The organism is Bradyrhizobium lablabi (genome assembly GCF_001440475.1).
Lineage (GTDB): Bacteria > Pseudomonadota > Alphaproteobacteria > Rhizobiales > Xanthobacteraceae > Bradyrhizobium > Bradyrhizobium lablabi.
The window spans coordinates 314,064-330,145 of record NZ_LLYB01000134.1; the positions used below are offsets into that span (position 1 = coordinate 314,064).

A 16,082-nucleotide genomic window follows, 5' to 3' on the forward strand; every position below is an offset into this window, starting at 1 on the left:
CGCATTGGACGCCCATGAGCAACATCAACCCCGATCCGTTCACGACCCGCCCGGAAATCGAAGGCACCTTTGGCGTCGTCACCTCCACCCACTGGATCGCTACCGCCGTCGGCATGAGCATCCTGGAAAAGGGCGGCAACGCGTTCGATGCCGGTGTGGCCACGGCCTTCACGCTGCAGGTCGTGGAGCCGCATCTGAACGGTCCCGGCGGCGACGTGCCGATCATCGTGCACGACGTCAAGCGCGGCCGTACCGAAGTGATCTGCGGCCAGGGCCCTGCGCCTGCAAAGGCCACCATCGCGCATTACAAGAGCGAAGGCCTGGAAATGGTGCCCGGCACTGGCCTGCTTGCGGCTTGCGTGCCCGGCACGTTCGAATCCTGGATGCTGCTTTTGCGGGATTACGGCACGATGCGGCTGCGCGACGTGCTGGAGCCCGCGATCGCCTATGCCGGCAACGGCTATCCGCTGGTCGAGCGCGCCTCGGCGACCATCCAGGTGGTCGAGCAATTATTCCGCAAACACTGGACGACGTCGGCGGCGGTCTATTTGCCGAACAATGAAGTGCCCCGGCCGGGCACGCTGTTCACCAATACGAAACTCTCGGAAACCTATGCCCGCATCCTGAAAGAAGCCGAGAGCGCGGGCGGCGACCGCGTCGCGCAGATCGAACGCGCGCGAAAATCCTGGTCGCAGGGTTTTTTGGCGGAGGCGATCGACAAGTTCTGCCGCACGCAGGACGTGATGGACGTCTCCGGCTCGCCGCATCGCGGCGTGCTTTCCGCAGACGACATGGCGCGCTGGCAGCCGACCGTCGAGGCGCCGCTCACTTATGACTATGGCCGCTACACCGTGTGCAAGCCCGGGGTCTGGAGCCAGGGCCCGGTGATGCTGCAGCAGCTCGCGCTGTTGAAGGGCTTTGAGCTCGATGGGCTCGATCCCGCCGGCCCCGAATTCATTCATCTGCAGATCGAATGCGCCAAACTCGCCTTCGCAGACCGCGAGAAGTTTTATGGCGATCCGAAGTTCACGGACATTCCGATCACGACGTTGCTGTCGGATGCGTACAACGACGAACGCCGCAAGCTGATCTCGAGGGACAAGGCCTCGCTCGATTTCATCCCCGGCTCGGTCGAAGGCTTTGGCTCGGTCGTCAAGCTGCGCCGCGCCGAAGGCCATCGCGAGGCGGTCGGCGCCATGGGCGCGGGCGAGCCGACTGTCGGCCGCTTCGGCGAGGTGCGCGGCGACACCGTGCATTTCGACATCATCGATCAGGCCGGCAACATGGTCTCGGCGACGCCGTCCGGCGGCTGGCTGCAATCCTCGCCGGTCATTCCCGAACTCGGCTTCTGCCTCGGCAGCCGCGCGCAGATGTTCTGGCTGGAGGAAGACCACCCGGCCGCACTCGCGCCGGGAAAACGCCCGCGCACCACGCTCTCGCCGACCATGGCGTTGCGCGACGGCGAACCCTACATGGCCTGGGGCTCGCCCGGCGGTGACCAGCAGGATCAGTGGACCACGCAATTCTTCCTGCGGCATGTCCACGCCAAGCTGAACCTGCAGGAAGCGATCGACGCGCCGGCCTGGCACTCCGAGCACTTCCCGATCTCATTCTGGCCGCGCACCGCGCGCCCCGGCGTACTCGTGCTCGAAAGCCGCGTGCCGAAGGCGACGGTCGATACGCTGAAGGGCCGCGGCCATGTCGTCGAGATCGGTCCCGAATGGTCGGAAGGCCGCCTCACTGCAGCTTCGAGGGTCGGCCGCCGCCGCCGCGCCGCCGCCAACCCGAGGGGCATGCAGGGCTACGCGGCTGGACGATAAATAGAGAAGAGCCAAAGATGACCTGGTCGATCATCGCCCGCGATCCCTCAACCGGCCAGATCGGCATCGCGGTCGCGACCAGATTTTTTGCGGTCGGCGCCCGCGTGCCGCACATCGCCCCCGGCCTCGGCGGCATCGCGACGCAGGCCCTGGTCAATCCCTATTACGGTATCGACGGCGTCAAGCTGCTCCGCGAAGGACGCAGTCCGCGCGAGATGATCGATACGCTGATTGCGAGGGATGACGGCCGCGAGGCTCGCCAGCTCCATGTCATGGATATCAAGGGCCGGATCGCCGCACATACCGGCGGCGAATGCATCGACTGGTGCGGACATATCCAGGGCGACGGCTTTTCCCTCGCCGGCAACATGCTGGCCGGCGCCGCCGTGCTCGACGACACCGCCAAAGTCTACGCCGCCAACGCCAGCCTCCCGTTCGCGCAACGGCTGATCGCAGCCATGAAGGCCGGCGAAGCCGCCGGCGGCGACAAGCGCGGCAAGCAATCCGCGGCGCTGCTGATCCATGGCGAGGAGGAATGGTCCGACCTCGACCTGCGCGTCGATGACCACACCGATCCGCTCGCCGAACTCGAACGTCTCGAACAGGTCAGCCGCGAGCGCTGGGTGCATTTCCGTCCCTTCCTGCCGACGCGGAAGAACCCGGCCGGGATCACCGACCGCGCGGTCATTGACGCCAGCGTTCAAGCCGCGACCACAGGCAAGGCATGACCGCCGGTCCGCTGATCGAGATCGAGAAACTGCGCGTCGTCTTCCATGGCGACGATGGCCGTACCACCCACGCCGTCGACAGTGTCGATCTCAGCGTCGCCAACGGCGCGACGCTTGGCCTCGTCGGCGAATCCGGCTGCGGCAAGAGCGTGACCTCGCTTGCCATCATGGGGCTGTTGTCAAAGCGCTCCGCCGAGGTCTCGGGCTCGATCCGCTTCGACGGTTTTGATCTGCTCGACGTGCCCGACGACACGCTGCGCGACCTCCGCGGCAACCGTCTGGCGATGATCTTTCAGGAGCCGATGACCTCGCTCAATCCGAGTTTTACGATTGGCGACCAGATCATCGAGACCATCCTGCGCCATCGCGGCGGGTCGCGGCGGCAGGCGCGCGAGCGCGCCATCGAGCTGTTGCGCCGCGTGCACATCCCCTCGCCCGACAAGCGGATCGACGAATATCCGCACAAGCTTTCGGGGGGCATGCGCCAGCGCGTGATGATCGCGATGGCGCTGGCCTGCGATCCGCGCCTTCTGATCGCGGACGAACCCACCACCGCGCTCGACGTTACCCTGCAGGCGCAGATCCTCGACCTGATGCGCGAGCTGAAGGCCGCCAGCGGCGCGGCGATCATCCTGATCACTCACGATCTCGGCGTGGTCGCCGAGGTCTGCGACGAGGTGGCGGTGATGTATGCCGGCGAGATCGTCGAGCGCGCGCCGGTCGACGAACTCTTTGCCAATCCGCAGCATCCTTATACGGTCGGCCTGCTCGGCTCGATCCCGCGGCTCGACCGCCGCGCCTCGCATCTGGCGACGATCGAGGGGATGGTGCCGAACATGGCGACCCCGCCACCCGGCTGCCGCTTTGCCGCGCGCTGCCCGTTCGTCATCGAGCCCTGCACCGCCGCGCCACCGCCGCTGGCAATCGTAAGCCCGGGCCACGCCTCGCGCTGCATCCGCGCGCCGCTGGAGCGGCTGGTGTCATGACGTCCCTCCTCGAGGTCGAAGGACTGGTAAAACATTTCGTCGCTGCGCGGTCGGTGTTCGGTCGGCCTACCGCCCATGTGAAGGCGGTCGACGGCGTCAGCTTCACCGTCGAGGCCGGCAAGACGCTGGCGCTGGTCGGCGAGTCCGGCTGCGGCAAATCCACCGTGAGCCGGCTGGTGCTGCGGCTGATCGAGCCGGATGCGGGCACCGTTCGCTTTGAGGGCCGCGACCTCGGCGCACTAAACGCCAATGAATTGCGTGCCTTCCGCCGCGATGCGCAGATTATCTTTCAAGATCCTTATGCATCGCTCAACCCGCGTATGACCGTCAGCCAGATCCTGAGCGAGCCACTGGCGCTGCATGATCTGGTGCCGGCGGCGCGGCGGCGTGAGCGGGTGGACGAGCTGTTGCGGCTGGGCGGGGTGGGNCGCCGCTATCCGCACGAATTTTCCGGCGGCCAGCGCCAGCGCATTGCGATTGCGCGGGCGCTCGCCGTGGAGCCGAAACTGATCATCTGCGACGAGCCGGTGTCGGCACTGGACGTCTCGATCCGCTCGCAGATCCTCAATCTGTTGCGCGATCTGCAGGACCGGCTCGGCCTCGCCTATATCTTCGTCTCCCACGATCTTGCCGTGGTGAAACACATCGCCGACCGCGTCGCCGTGATGAATCTCGGCGGCATCGTCGAGACCGCTGCGGCTGATGCGCTGTTCGCTGCGCCCCGGCACCCCTATAGCCGCGCGCTCCTGTCGGCGATCCCGGTACCCAAACCGCAGGCCAAGCGCAGCCGCATCGTGCTGGAGGGCGAGATGCCGAGCGCGCTTCATCCGCCTTCCGGCTGTCGCTTTCATACCCGCTGCCCCTACGTTATCGCGCGCTGCCGGACCGAAGTTCCGCCGCTGCTCGCCGACGGCTCAGGGCACGCCACGGCATGTCACCGCACGGCCGAACTGCCGGCATCCGAAGCCATCGTTCCCGCCGATGGCGACTTTTCGCCGATGCTGGAAAAATTGGTCGCTGCCTTCAGCGGCGGCACGGAAGGCGCAGGCCGCGCCGGGGTTGATTTATCAGGGACACCGCCGAGTAATCGTGGATAAGGGGATGGCAGCATGAAGATCATTCGTTACGCAGTTACCGCGGCGGCGCTGCTGCTGTCGCTTCCAGCAAATGTTCAGGCCCAGACCACGCTGCGGATCGGGCTTGCCGAAGATCCTGACATTCTCGATCCGACCATGGCGCGCACCTATGTGGGCCGCATCGTGTTCGCATCGTTCTGCGACAAGCTGTTCGACATCGACGAAAAACTGAACATCGTGCCGCAGCTTGCGCTGAGCCATGAAACCTCGGCCGATGGCAAGGAAGTCACCATCAAGCTTCGACCCGGCGTCAAGTTTCACGACGGCGAGGCCTTCGATGCGGAAGCCGCCAAGTTTTCGCTGGAGCGCCATCTGACGTTTCCCGGCTCGTTCCGAAAGCCGGAGCTGGCGGCGGTCGATCGCATCGACGTGGTCGATCCCCTCACCATCAAGCTGGCATTGAAGGCGCCCTACTCTCCGCTGGTCGCCCAGCTCACCGATCGCGCCGGGATGATGGTGTCGCCCAAGGCGGCCAAGGAGGCCGGCGACAAGTTCGGCCTGCGCCCGGTTTGCGCCGGCCCCTACAAATTCGTCGAACGCGTGCAGCAGGACCGCATGGTGTTCGAGAAATTCGCGGACTACTGGAACAAGGACAACATCCATATCGACCGCATCGTCTATCTGCCCTTGGTGGACGCGACGGTTCGCCTTGCCAATCTGAAATCCGGCGGCCTCGATTTGATCGAGCGCCTGCTTGCGACCGACATCAAGGAAGTCAGGGGTGACGCAAAACTCAAACTGTCGAGCGCCATCGAGCTCGGCTATCAGGGCGTGACGCTGAACGTCGGCAAGGACAAGGCCAAGGGACCGCTCAGCCAGTCCGCCAAGGTGCGTCAGGCGCTCGACCTCTCGCTCGACCGCGACGCGATCAGCGAGGTGGTGTCCAACGGCGAGTTCAAGCCCGGAAACCAGTGGATCAATCCGGATCATCCCTATTATCAAAAGGCATTTCCGGTGCCGAAGCGCGATGTCGCCAAGGCCAAGGCGCTGTTGAAGGAAGCAGGCGTCACGCCGCCGGTCAGCGTCGACTTCATGGTGTCGAAGGGCGCCGAAACCGAAGCGGCAGCCCAGGTGATCCAGTCGATGGCGGCGGAGACCGGCTTCGACATGAAGCTCAGGGTTACCGAGTTCGCGACCTCGCTGAAGCAGGCCGAGGCCGGAGAATACCAGGCCTATCTCTTGGCCTGGAGCGGACGGATCGACCCGGACGGCAATTCCTACATCTTCCAGAAAACCGACGCGCCGCAGAACTACAGCGCGTGGTCCAACAAGGACGCCGACAAGGCACTCGATGAGGGCCGCCTGGTCACCGATCAGGCCCAGCGCAAGGCGATCTACGAGAAGCTGACGAAGATCGTGCTCGACGAGAAGCCGCTGCTTTACATCTATCACCGCCGCATCCTGATCGCGCATACGACGAAGCTCGAAGGCTACAAGCAGATGCCGGACGGGCTGGTACGCGTGGTCGGGTTGAAGCTGAAGTGAGCGTGAAGAACAGACACTCGTGTCCCGGACGCATTGCAGCGCAAAGTGGTGCAATGCTGATCCGGGACCTGCCGTCCCTCTCGCATGGGTCCCGGTTCGGCGGCGCAGCGTTGCACGCTACGCTGCGCCGGGGACACGGATAGCGCCATGCTGCATTTCCTCGCACGCCGTATCGTCCAACTGATCCCGACGTTGTTCTTCGTCTCGATCCTGATCTTCTCGCTGCAGCAATTGCTGCCGGGCGATCCGGCGCTGGTCATGGCGGGCGAGGAACGCGACCCCGATGTCATCGCGCAAATCCGCCAGCAGTACCGGCTCGATCAGCCGGTCCCTGTCCAATACGTCTACTGGGTCAAGGGCGTGCTGTCGGGCGATTTCGGCGAGTCCCTGCGCAACAAGGTGCCGGTGCGCGAACTGATCGCGCAGAAACTGCCGGTGACGATGCAACTGGCATCGATGGCGATCGTCATTGCCTTCCTGATCGGCATTCCCGCCGGCATTGTCTCGGCGGTGAAGAAAGGCACGGCCTGGGACTATGGCGCCAATTTCTTCGCGCTGTGGGGAATCTCGACGCCGAATTTCTGGCTCGGCATCATGCTGATCTTCCTGTTCTCGATCCAGCTCGGCTGGCTGCCGGCGTCCGGCTATGTGCCGCTGACGGAGAACTGGCGCGCCAGCATCGCCTCCACCATCATGCCGGCCTTCGTGCTCGGCAACGCGATCGCCGCGATCCTGATGCGACATACCCGCAGCGCCATGCTGCAGGTGCTGGAAAGCGATTACGTCCGCACCGCCCGCGCCAAGGGCTTGCTCGAGCGCTCGGTCATTCTCAAGCACGCCATGCGCAACGCGCTGACGCCGGTGATCACGCTCGGCGCGCTCGAACTCGGCACGCTATTGTCCGGCGCGGTGCTGACCGAGCAAATCTTTTCGATTCCAGGCTTCGGCAAGCTGATCGTCGACGCTGTCTTCAACCGCGACTATGCCGTCGTGCAAGGCGTCGTGCTGACGACGGCGACGATCTACATCACGCTCAACCTCATTGCCGATATCGCCTATGTGCTCGTCAATCCACGGCTGAGGGCTTAAGGCCATGACCGACGCTGCCCTTGGCACGATAAAATTGGCCACAACAGACGAGTTGGAGAGCCCGGCGCGACGCGCGCTGCGCCGGCTGTTCAAGCGCAAGGGCGCGGTGGCCGGCCTCGTCGTGATCGGCGCTTTCGTCCTGCTCGCGCTGTTTGCGCCGCTGATCTCGCCGTATGAGCCGATCGCGACAAGCTGGTCGCTGGTGCGCAAGCCGCCCTCCGCGCTGCACTGGTTCGGGACCGATGAGCTCGGCCGCGACATTCTCGCCCGCGTGATCTACGGCGCGCGGGCGTCGCTGCTGGCCGGCGCGATCTCGGTCGGCATCGCATTGTCGATCGGGGTTCCGCTCGGCCTGTTGTCGGGCTATCGCGGCGGCTTCATCGACGCCCTGATCAGTCGCATCACGGATGCGATGCTGGCCTGCCCGTTCCTGATCCTCGCGATTGCGCTAGCGGCATTCTTAGGCCCCAGCCTCGGCAACGCCATGATCGCGATCGGCATATCGGCGACGCCGATCTTCGTGCGGCTAACCCGCGGCCAGGTGATGAGCGTCAAGGTCGAGGATTATGTCGAGGCCGCGCGCGCGATGGGCAACCCGCGCTGGCGGATTGCGCTGTTTCACATCCTGCCGAACATCATGCCAGCGCTGCTGGTGCAGGCGACGCTGTCGATCGCCGCCGCCATCATCGCGGAGGCCGCGCTGTCGTTCCTCGGCCTTGGCCAGCAGCCGCCCGCCCCATCCTGGGGCAGCATGCTCAATGCCGCGCAGCGCTTCCTCACCAACGCGCCGTGGATGGCGATCTGGCCCGGGCTGGCGATTTTCCTTGTCGTGCTGTCGTTCAACCTGGTCGGCGACGGCCTGCGCGACGCGCTGGATCCGAGGGAGCGGTAGGGCCCGCCCCTCATGGTGAGGAGGCGCAACGCGCCGTCTCGAACCATGAGGCCCGACCGTGGCCTCATCCTTCGAGACGCGCGAAGACGCGCTCCTCAGGATGAGGGTCTGGCTGAATCACCACCTCCCGCAGCACCCTCCGGCAATCCATCTCATATTCGAGATCGATTACCGGCGGCCGGGCGAAATGCCAGGTCAGGCCCGAACGCGCGGCGCCGCGGCGGACGAGCGCATCGGCGAAGACGTGGTGGAAGTCGTGGATGGTGTAGGTCTGAACCGCGGTCGCGTCCTTCCAGCCGACGCCGAACTCGCCCATGCGCCGCTCCATCACGCCGGCGACGTAGCGGACCTTCTCGGCAATGCCCTCAGGGCTGATATCGCGGTAGCGGACCGTGCGTTCGGCGTAACTCGCGTTGCCCTCCTGCGATTCCCCACTGCCCGCGATCACGAAGCTCGGCGTAGCGCGCTCGCTCGGCCGCGTGAATGAAAAGGCATGGAACGACGGCTCGGCCGGCGGGTCGATTTCCGGGCAGACATTGCTGCGCGCCACCGGGTTGGTCGTTCCGTCATAGATGCCCCACTCCGCCAGCGTCTTGACGTAGTGCAGGTTGAAATTGCGAAACCCCTCGTCGGTGAAGGCGGCCGGCGAGCGCAATTCACAGGCGCAGAATGAGGTCAGCGGCCGCCCTGCCGCCTGAATGTATTTTGCGATCTGCGCAAATCCCTCGGCGAGCGGTACCCATTTGTCGAAGCGCACCCGCTCGATTTCATACCCGGGATTGGCCGCTACCCCGCCGGAATATTGAAACACGGCTGGAATGAAGCGGTAGTTTCCGGCTGCAAAGTCGCTGGTCATGCTGGCTCCCTTTTTCTTGTTTCCTAGCATGGAGTGCCGACGGCGTCGCCGGGACCGCATGCCCCCGGCACAAAAAAGCGACGGCAGCGATTTCCGCTGCCGTCGCCCGCAATCATTCCCGGCGAAGAAGCTCAGGTCGGCTTGAGCCCCTGCGTGCCGAGATCGAAATCGGCGATCTCCTTGGTCCGCTGCGAGTCGGCCTCGGCCTGGTGGTCCGTGGCCAGCCAGACATAGACCGCCGGCAGCACGAACAGCGTGAACAGCGTGCCGATCGACATGCCGGATACCACGACGAGACCGATCGAGAAGCGGCTGGCGGCGCCGGCGCCGGTTGCCGTCAAGAGCGGGATCAGGCCGGTGACCATCGCCGCCGTCGTCATCAGGATCGGACGCAGCCGGATGCGGGCCGCCATCTCGATCGCCGAACGCTTGTCGAGGCCTTCCTTGAGCTGCAATTCGTTGGCGAACTCCACCATCAGGATGCCGTGCTTGGTGATCAGTCCGACCAGCGTCAGCAGCCCGACCTGGGTGTAGATGTTGATGGTCGCGACGCCAAAGAACAGCGGAATCAACGCACCGACGATCGCCATGGGCACGCTGATCATGATCACCAGCGGATCCCGCAGGCTTTCGAACTGGGCCGCCAGCACCAGGAAGATGATGATCAACGCGAAGCCGAAGGTGATCGCGAGCTGGTTGCCTTCCTGCACATATTGGCGGGAGTCGGCCAGGTAATCATGACCGAAGCCGGCAGGCAGCTTCTTGGCTTCGCCTTCCAGGAAGTCCACGGCCTGCCCAACCGTCACGCCCGGCATCGGCACCGCCGAGAAGGTCGCCGAGTTGAGCTGGTTGTAGTGCGTCAGCGAGTTCGGATCGGTGCCGGTCTCGATCGACACGATGGTCGACAGCGGCACGAGCTGTCCCGTGTTGGTCGGGACATAGTAGCCGCCGAGCGATTCCGGCGACAGCCGCATGCCGCGCGGCACCTGCGGGATCACCTGATAGGACCGCCCCTCGAGGTTGAAGCGGTTGACATAGTTGCCGCCCAGAAGCGTCTGCAGCGTGCTGCCGACCTGCGCCATGTTAATGCCGAGGTCGCTGGCCTTGGAACGGTCGATGGAGACGCGCACCACCGGCTGGTTGAACTCGAGGTCGCTGTCGGAGACGATGAACATGCCGCTCTTGCGCGCGGCCTCCTTCAGCTTCGCCATCTGCTCATAGACGGCCTGGAACCCGGCGGTCGAATTGATCACCATCTGGATCGGCAGGCCACCCGGCCCGCCCGGCAGCGGCGGCAGGTTGAACGCGAAAGCCTGGACGCCTTCGATCTTGCCGATTTCAGCCTGCACCAGCGGCTTCAGCTTGATCGACGAACGCTGACGCTCCTCCCACGGCTTGAGCAGCATGCCGGCAATGCCGCCCTGCGGCCCGTTGATACCGTTCAGGACGAAAGTCAGGTCGGTTTCGGGGAACTTGGCGAACGCCTTGTCGAGCTTGTCGCCATAGAAGTCGACATAATCGATGTTGGCGTATTTCGGCGCCTTGGTCACCGAGAACACGATGCCCTGGTCCTCTTCCGGCGCCAGCTCCTTGGAGGTGTTCATATAAAGGAAGCCGACCAGACCGAGGATAGTCAGCGCGAACAGTCCGGTGATCGGGCGATAATCGAGCGAACGGTCGAGCTGACGGCCGTACCAGCGCGTCATCGCACCGAACACCCGGTTGACGAGCCTGGCGAACCGTCCCTCGTCCGCGCTCTTGAGAAGCACCGAGCACATCATCGGCGACAGCGTCAGCGCAATCACGCCCGACACGATCACCGAACCCGCCAGCGTGAAGGCAAATTCGCGGAACAGCGAACCGGTGAGGCCGCCGAGGAAGCCGATCGGCGCGTACACCGCCGCCAGCGTGATCGTCATCGAGATCACGGGACCGACGATTTCGCGCGCGCCCTGCAGCGACGCCTGCACCGGCGTCTTGCCTTCCTCCAGATGTCGATGGATGTTCTCCACCACCACGATGGCGTCGTCGACCACTAGCCCGATCGCCAGCACCATCGCCAGCAGCGTCAGCAGATTGAAGCTGAAGCCCATCGCCAGCATCAGGCTGCAGACGCCAATCAGCGACAGCGGAATCGTGACCACCGGGATGATGACGGAGCGGAACGAGGCCAGGAACAGGAAGATCACGACCACGACGATCAGCACCGCCTCGATCAGCGTGTTCTTCACCTCGTCGATCGAGGATTGAATGAACTTGGTGGAGTCATAGGCCACCTTCATCTTCATCGACGGCGGCAGGTTGCGTTCGATTTCCGGCATCAACGCGCGCACGCCCTTGACCAGCGTCAGCGGGTTGCCTTGCGGCGTCGCCTGCACGCCGATGAAGATCGCGCGCTCGCCGCTGAAGGCGACGCTCGCATCCGAGCTCTGGGCGGCAAGCTCGACCGTTGCGACATCCTCGATCCGAACGAAGCCGCCGTCCTTGGACTTGACGATCATCTTCTTGAACTGCTCGAGGTTCCGCAGGTCCGTATTGGTCTGAACGTTCGAGACGATGAAGTAGCCCTTGGCTTGCCCCGCCGCGGCCTGGAAGTTGTTGGCGGCGATCGCCGCCGAGACATCGCTCGGCGACACGCCGCGGCCCGCCATCTTGATGGGATCGAGCCATAGCCGCATCGCGAATGTCTGCCCGCCGAGAATGTCGGCCGACGCCACGCCGTCGACCGTCGACAGCACCGGCTGCACCACGCGCGTCAGGTAGTCCGAGATCGCCGAGCCGGAGAGCTCATCGCTGGAGAAGCCGAGATACATCACGGCCGTGGTCTGGCCAGTGGTCTTGGTCACGATCGGATCGTTCGATTCCTTCGGGATCAAATATTTGACCGAGTTCACCTTGGCGAGGACTTCGGTCAGCGCCTGGTTCGGGTCGAAATTGAGCTTGATGTAGACCTGGATCGTGCTGGTGCCCTGCACCGACGACGAGGTGATGTAGTCGACGCCCTCTGCGGAGGCGACCGCCTGCTCGATCGGCGTGGTGATGAAGCCCTGGATCAGATTGGCCGACGCGCCCGGATAGACGGTGGTGATGTTGACCACCGTGTTCGACAGCTTCGGATACTGCCGGATCGGCAATACGCTGGCGGCCCTGAGACCGATCAGCAGGATCAGCAGGCTGACAACGATCGACAGGACCGGACGCTTGATGAAAATATCGGTGAAGGCCATCTGTAGATTATCCCGCTGAGTTCAGCATTCAGGGCGCGGCCTCATTCGAGAAGACCGCCGCCCGCCGTTTTGTCCGCGCGGCCTCCTCGGGCCGCGCGATCGTCAGTTAAAAGGCGCGTCAGTAACGCGGCGGCTTCGCCGGAATCGGCGGCACCGGTTCGTTCGAGATCGTCACCGCCGATCCCGATTGCAGCTTGAGCTGGCCCAACGCCACGACGCGGTCGCCGTCCTTCAGCCCTTTCAGGATTTCGGCGCGTCCCTGGATGCGATTGCCGGTCTGCACGAAGGTCCGCGTCACCTGGAGGCTGGTCTTGCCATCCTCTTCCTTCTTCTCGCTGACGAGGTATACCGAGTCGCCATAGAGCGTGTAGTCGACCGCGGTTTCGGGCACGGTGACGACCGGCGGCTTGTCCGGCAGCACCACCGTGGTGGTCGCGAACATGCCGGGCTTGAGTATCTTGTCCGGATTCTGGATCGTCGCCTGCACGCGAATGTTGCGCGTGTCGGTCGCGATCTGCGGCTCGATGGTGGTGATCTTGCCCTCGAAGGTGCGGCCCGGATAGGCATCGACCGCGATACGGACGATCTGGTCGACCTTGAGCTGGCCGGAATCCTTTTCCGTCACGGTGAAGTTGGCATACAGCACCGACAGATCGGTCAACGAGACGATCTGCGTGCCGGCGGTCAGATATTGTCCGACCTCGACCTTGCGAACGCCGAGTTCACCGTCGAAGGGAGCGCGTACCAGCTTCTGCGAGATGATGGCTTCGGTCTTGGCAATGCCTGCACTGGCCTGGTCGAACACAGCCTGGGCGTTGTCCACCGTCGCCTGCGGTCCGACCTGACGCTCGGCCAGTTGCTTGGCGCGATCCAGCGATATCTGCGCCACGCGCTGCTGAGCCTTGTAGTTGGCGAGGTCGCCCTGCTCGGGACCGTCGAACAGCTGCACCAGCGGCGTGCCAGCCTTCACGCTGGCGCCGGCCGTGAACTGGATGTCGGTGATGCGGCCGTTGACGTCGGAGGTCACGTTGACCTGATGCACGGCGGCGAGATCGCCGACCGCAGTCAGGAGGTTCGGAATGGTCTCAGACTTCGCCGTGGCGATGTTGACGCTGGCCGGGGGCGGCTTCATGCCGGCGAAGAACTGCGCGATCATCTTGCCGCGGAAGTAGTTGAACCACACCAGGCCGCCGACCAGCAGAGCCAGCAGCGTTCCGATGATGATGAACCAGCGCACCATCCGGACCGGCCGCTTGTGCGGCTTGTCGGTGAACGGCTTGCCCGAAAGTTTGGGTTCAGTCGCGATATTCATGTCATGCACTTTCCGCAGTTACCGATTGTCCCGAATTCGGTGACAGCTCGCCGTCCAGATGAGAAGCAATTGCGGCCTCGGTAAGTCCGATGCCGCGCAGGAGGAATTGACTAAGCTGCCGCTCCAGATCGGGAGCGTTGCCGTAGGAAAGACAGGGCACGGCCGGAAGCCGCGTCAGCGCTGCCATCAGCACGGTGTGGTGCGCGAACCAGAACAGGTTGAGCGGATCGCTGCCGATCCGCGCCGCATCGCCAGATGCGATCGCGCTTTCGATCGATGCGGTGAATACCGGCCCGATCAGGCCGCTGATCTTGTCGTAGAGCAGGCGCGCGAACTCGCCGTCGTCGAGATGGCTGGTCGTCATCAGGCGCAGCCGCTGCGCCTCCTCCTGATCCGACCCGTTGGACGCTTCCATGAAATGTCCAACCATGCCCTTGACCAGTTCGACCAATGTGGCAGTTGAAGGCTCCTGGCCAAGCAGGTGCGCAAAATCCGGATCGGCCTCGCACTCTTCGGCGAGAATTTCGGCATAGAGCGCGGCCTTGGACGGGAAGTGCTTGAACAGCAGCCCTTCCGAAATAGCCGCGGCGGCCGCCACGCTCTTGGTCGTGGTGCCGGCAAAGCCGTTACGGGCGAAGCATCGCTTGGCGGCGCTCAGGATCAATTGACGCCGCAAGTCACTGGTCATACGCAGGGTGGACATGAAGGGTGTGAGTAATCACTCACCTTAACGAAGTCAAGGATCTATTGCAGCGCACCAAACGGATTCTGTCCCAGGGTGACGTCAAAGACACAGCCTCATCGTCTTGTTTAGCCACGATTTTTTCCCTGATTTCGGCGCGCACCCTTCCCGGCCCATTCCGGACGGCTCGCAACTCAAGCGAGCCGCGGAGACACGCCGATGAAGGCAGCGCGCCGGCTTGACGCCCCCTGGGCGGCAATTAAGATAGTTGCACATGCGACTAATTTGCCGACTTGTCCCGTCTTCGCAAAAGGGTATGGCGAGCCATGAATCTGAATGCGCGCGAACTGGCGGCGACCTTCGACCTCGAAAAGCTGACGCCGGAGTTCTACGCGGACCCCTACCCGACCTATCGCGCGCTGCGAGAAAACGAGCCGGTCAAGCGGATGCCGAACGGCTCGTATTTCCTGACCCGCTACGACGATCTGGTCACGGCCTACAAGAACACCAAGGCGTTCTCGTCGGACAAGAAGAAAGAGTTCTCGCCGAAATACGGCGACTCTCTGCTCTACGAGCACCACACCACCAGCCTCGTCTTCAATGATCCCCCTGCCCACACCCGCGTTCGGCGACTGATCATGGGCGCGCTGTCGCCGCGCGCGATTGCCGGCATGGAGCCCGATCTGGTCAGGCTGGTGGACCGGCTGCTCGACGCCATCGCGGCCAAAGGCAAGGTCGATCTGATCGAGGATTTTGCGACCGCTATCCCGATCGAGGTGATCGGCAATCTGCTTGACGTTCCGCAGGAAGAGCGCGGCCCCTTGCGCGACTGGTCGCTCGCCATCCTCGGCGCATTGGAGCCGGTGATCGGCCCGGACGCTTTCGCCCGCGGCAACAAGGCGGTGAAGGATTTTCTTGCCTATCTGGATGTGCTGGTGGCGCGGCGGCGGGCCAGGCCCGGCAATCCCGACCGCGACGTGCTGACCCGGCTCATTCAGGGCGAAGATAATGGCGAGCGGCTTACCGAGAAGGAGCTGCTGCACAATTGCATCTTCCTGCTCAATGCCGGCCACGAGACCACCACCAACCTGATCGGCAACGGGCTGGTGGCGCTGCTGCACCACGCCGGCGAGAAACGGCGATTGATCGAGGACCCCACGCTGATCAAGACCGCGGTCGAGGAAATGCTGCGGTTCGAGAGCTCCAACCAGCTCGGCAACCGCATGACCGTCGAGCCGTTCGAGCTCGGCGGCATCGCGATGCCACCGGGAACGCCAGTGACGCTGTGCATCGGCGCCGCCAACCGCGATCCCGCGCAGTTCGCCGACCCCGAACGCCTTGATGTCAGCCGCACGCCGAACCGGCATCTCGCCTTCGGCACCGGCGCGCATCAATGCGCCGGGATGGCGCTGGCGCGGCTGGAAGGCGCGATTGCGATCTCGCGTTTCCTCGCGCGCTTTCCGGATTATGCGCTCGACGGCGAACCGGTCCGCGGCGGCCGGGTGCGATTCCGCGGATTTCTGAGCGTGCCCTGCACAGTCGGCTAAGGCTGCAGACGCATTGCAACAGTCCCGCGTCACAAGACCGCAACGCAAGCCATGGATCCCGGCGAACGATTCTTAGGCTGGCGCGTTGAAATTTCCGGGCGACGAAGCACGAGGGAGTTGCGATCATGCTTCCGCTCGGCGTTCGCGTTGCAGTATTTCTTGTTGGTGTCTCCGCGATCACGCTGAGCACCGGCTCGTTCGCCCAACATGGAAGAGGCCATGGCCCAGGCGGCGCGCCAGGTGGCATGGCTGCGCCAGCGGCCCGACCGGCGGGACCACCGCCGGCGATGGCCCGGCCTGCGGCACCTCCGGCAATGGCGCG

The 16,082-nt window shown here is 64.1% G+C and carries 12 protein-coding genes and 1 pseudogene; 9 read left to right on the top strand and 4 right to left on the bottom strand.

Going from position 1 to position 16,082, the window contains the following annotated elements:
• The first annotated feature begins 14 nt into the window (after positions 1–14).
• From CQ14_RS41040 to CQ14_RS41070, 8 genes and pseudogenes are all read left to right on the top strand, one after another.
• Positions 15–1,820, top strand: a complete 1,806-nt coding sequence (locus CQ14_RS41040) for a gamma-glutamyltransferase family protein (protein WP_057863417.1) — start codon at positions 15–17, stop codon at positions 1,818–1,820.
• A 17-nt stretch (positions 1,821–1,837) separates the two neighbouring features.
• On the top strand, positions 1,838–2,548 hold the full coding sequence (locus tag CQ14_RS41045; RefSeq protein WP_057863418.1) for a DUF1028 domain-containing protein: 711 nt from the start codon (positions 1,838–1,840) through the stop codon (positions 2,546–2,548).
• A complete protein-coding gene (locus CQ14_RS41050; protein ID WP_057863419.1) occupies positions 2,545–3,534 on the top strand; it encodes an ABC transporter ATP-binding protein in 990 nt (329 codons plus the stop codon). The genes CQ14_RS41045 and CQ14_RS41050 overlap by 4 nt, the downstream gene beginning before the upstream one ends.
• On the top strand, positions 3,531–3,961 hold a 431-nt coding region (locus CQ14_RS47455), incomplete at its 3' end, for an ATP-binding cassette domain-containing protein (protein ID WP_245320917.1). The genes CQ14_RS41050 and CQ14_RS47455, both read left to right, overlap by 4 nt.
• Before the next feature lies 1 nt (position 3,962).
• Positions 3,963–4,631, top strand: a pseudogene (locus CQ14_RS47460) (oligopeptide/dipeptide ABC transporter ATP-binding protein); the annotation flags it as partial.
• Positions 4,632–4,643: 12 nt separating this feature from the next.
• Positions 4,644–6,155, top strand: coding sequence for an ABC transporter substrate-binding protein (locus CQ14_RS41060; RefSeq protein ID WP_057863421.1), 1,512 nt, complete (start codon positions 4,644–4,646; stop codon positions 6,153–6,155).
• A 147-nt stretch (positions 6,156–6,302) separates the two neighbouring features.
• On the top strand, positions 6,303–7,244 hold the full coding sequence (locus tag CQ14_RS41065; protein ID WP_057863422.1) for an ABC transporter permease: 942 nt from the start codon (positions 6,303–6,305) through the stop codon (positions 7,242–7,244).
• Positions 7,245–7,248: 4 nt separating this feature from the next.
• Positions 7,249–8,136, top strand: coding sequence for an ABC transporter permease (locus CQ14_RS41070; RefSeq protein WP_057863423.1), 888 nt, complete (start codon positions 7,249–7,251; stop codon positions 8,134–8,136).
• Between the two features lie 64 nt (positions 8,137–8,200).
• On the opposite strand, the gene cnbZ is transcribed toward CQ14_RS41070, so the two are convergent.
• From cnbZ to CQ14_RS41090, 4 genes are all read right to left on the bottom strand, one after another.
• On the bottom strand, positions 8,201–8,992 hold the full coding sequence (gene cnbZ, locus CQ14_RS41075; RefSeq protein WP_057863424.1) for a 2-amino-5-chloromuconate deaminase CnbZ: 792 nt from the start codon (positions 8,990–8,992) through the stop codon (positions 8,201–8,203).
• A 131-nt stretch (positions 8,993–9,123) separates the two neighbouring features.
• Entirely contained in the window at positions 9,124–12,219 is a 3,096-nt protein-coding gene (locus tag CQ14_RS41080) for a MexW/MexI family multidrug efflux RND transporter permease subunit (RefSeq protein WP_057863425.1), read from the bottom strand.
• Between the two features lie 118 nt (positions 12,220–12,337).
• Positions 12,338–13,531, bottom strand: coding sequence for an efflux RND transporter periplasmic adaptor subunit (locus CQ14_RS41085; RefSeq protein WP_057863426.1), 1,194 nt, complete (start codon positions 13,529–13,531; stop codon positions 12,338–12,340).
• 1 nt (position 13,532) lies between these two features.
• The gene (locus CQ14_RS41090; protein ID WP_082650258.1) at positions 13,533–14,234 is read right to left on the bottom strand and encodes a TetR/AcrR family transcriptional regulator; all 702 of its coding nucleotides are present in this window, start codon (positions 14,232–14,234) and stop codon (positions 13,533–13,535) included.
• Between the two features lie 305 nt (positions 14,235–14,539).
• Between CQ14_RS41090 and CQ14_RS41095 the strand changes: the two genes are divergently transcribed.
• Positions 14,540–15,760: a cytochrome P450 gene (locus CQ14_RS41095; protein WP_057863428.1), complete on the top strand. Its 1,221-nt coding sequence runs from the start codon at positions 14,540–14,542 to the stop codon at positions 15,758–15,760.
• The last annotated feature ends 322 nt before the right edge of the window (positions 15,761–16,082 follow it).

What these genes read in the sequence shown, in the direction of transcription:
- CQ14_RS41065 (WP_057863422.1), top strand. Translation starts at nt 6,303, where the DNA reads ATGCTGCATTTCCTCGCACGCCGTATCGTCCAACTGATCCCGACGTTG.
- CQ14_RS41090 (WP_082650258.1), bottom strand. Translation starts at nt 14,234, where the DNA reads ATGTCCACCCTGCGTATGACCAGTGACTTGCGGCGTCAATTGATCCTG.
- cnbZ (WP_057863424.1), bottom strand. Translation starts at nt 8,992, where the DNA reads ATGACCAGCGACTTTGCAGCCGGAAACTACCGCTTCATTCCAGCCGTG.
- CQ14_RS41095 (WP_057863428.1), top strand. Translation starts at nt 14,540, where the DNA reads ATGAATCTGAATGCGCGCGAACTGGCGGCGACCTTCGACCTCGAAAAG.
- CQ14_RS41045 (WP_057863418.1), top strand. Translation starts at nt 1,838, where the DNA reads ATGACCTGGTCGATCATCGCCCGCGATCCCTCAACCGGCCAGATCGGC.
- CQ14_RS41080 (WP_057863425.1), bottom strand. Translation starts at nt 12,219, where the DNA reads ATGGCCTTCACCGATATTTTCATCAAGCGTCCGGTCCTGTCGATCGTT.
- CQ14_RS41050 (WP_057863419.1), top strand. Translation starts at nt 2,545, where the DNA reads ATGACCGCCGGTCCGCTGATCGAGATCGAGAAACTGCGCGTCGTCTTC.
- CQ14_RS41060 (WP_057863421.1), top strand. Translation starts at nt 4,644, where the DNA reads ATGAAGATCATTCGTTACGCAGTTACCGCGGCGGCGCTGCTGCTGTCG.
- CQ14_RS41085 (WP_057863426.1), bottom strand. Translation starts at nt 13,531, where the DNA reads ATGAATATCGCGACTGAACCCAAACTTTCGGGCAAGCCGTTCACCGAC.
- CQ14_RS41040 (WP_057863417.1), top strand. Translation starts at nt 15, where the DNA reads ATGAGCAACATCAACCCCGATCCGTTCACGACCCGCCCGGAAATCGAA.
- CQ14_RS41070 (WP_057863423.1), top strand. Translation starts at nt 7,249, where the DNA reads ATGACCGACGCTGCCCTTGGCACGATAAAATTGGCCACAACAGACGAG.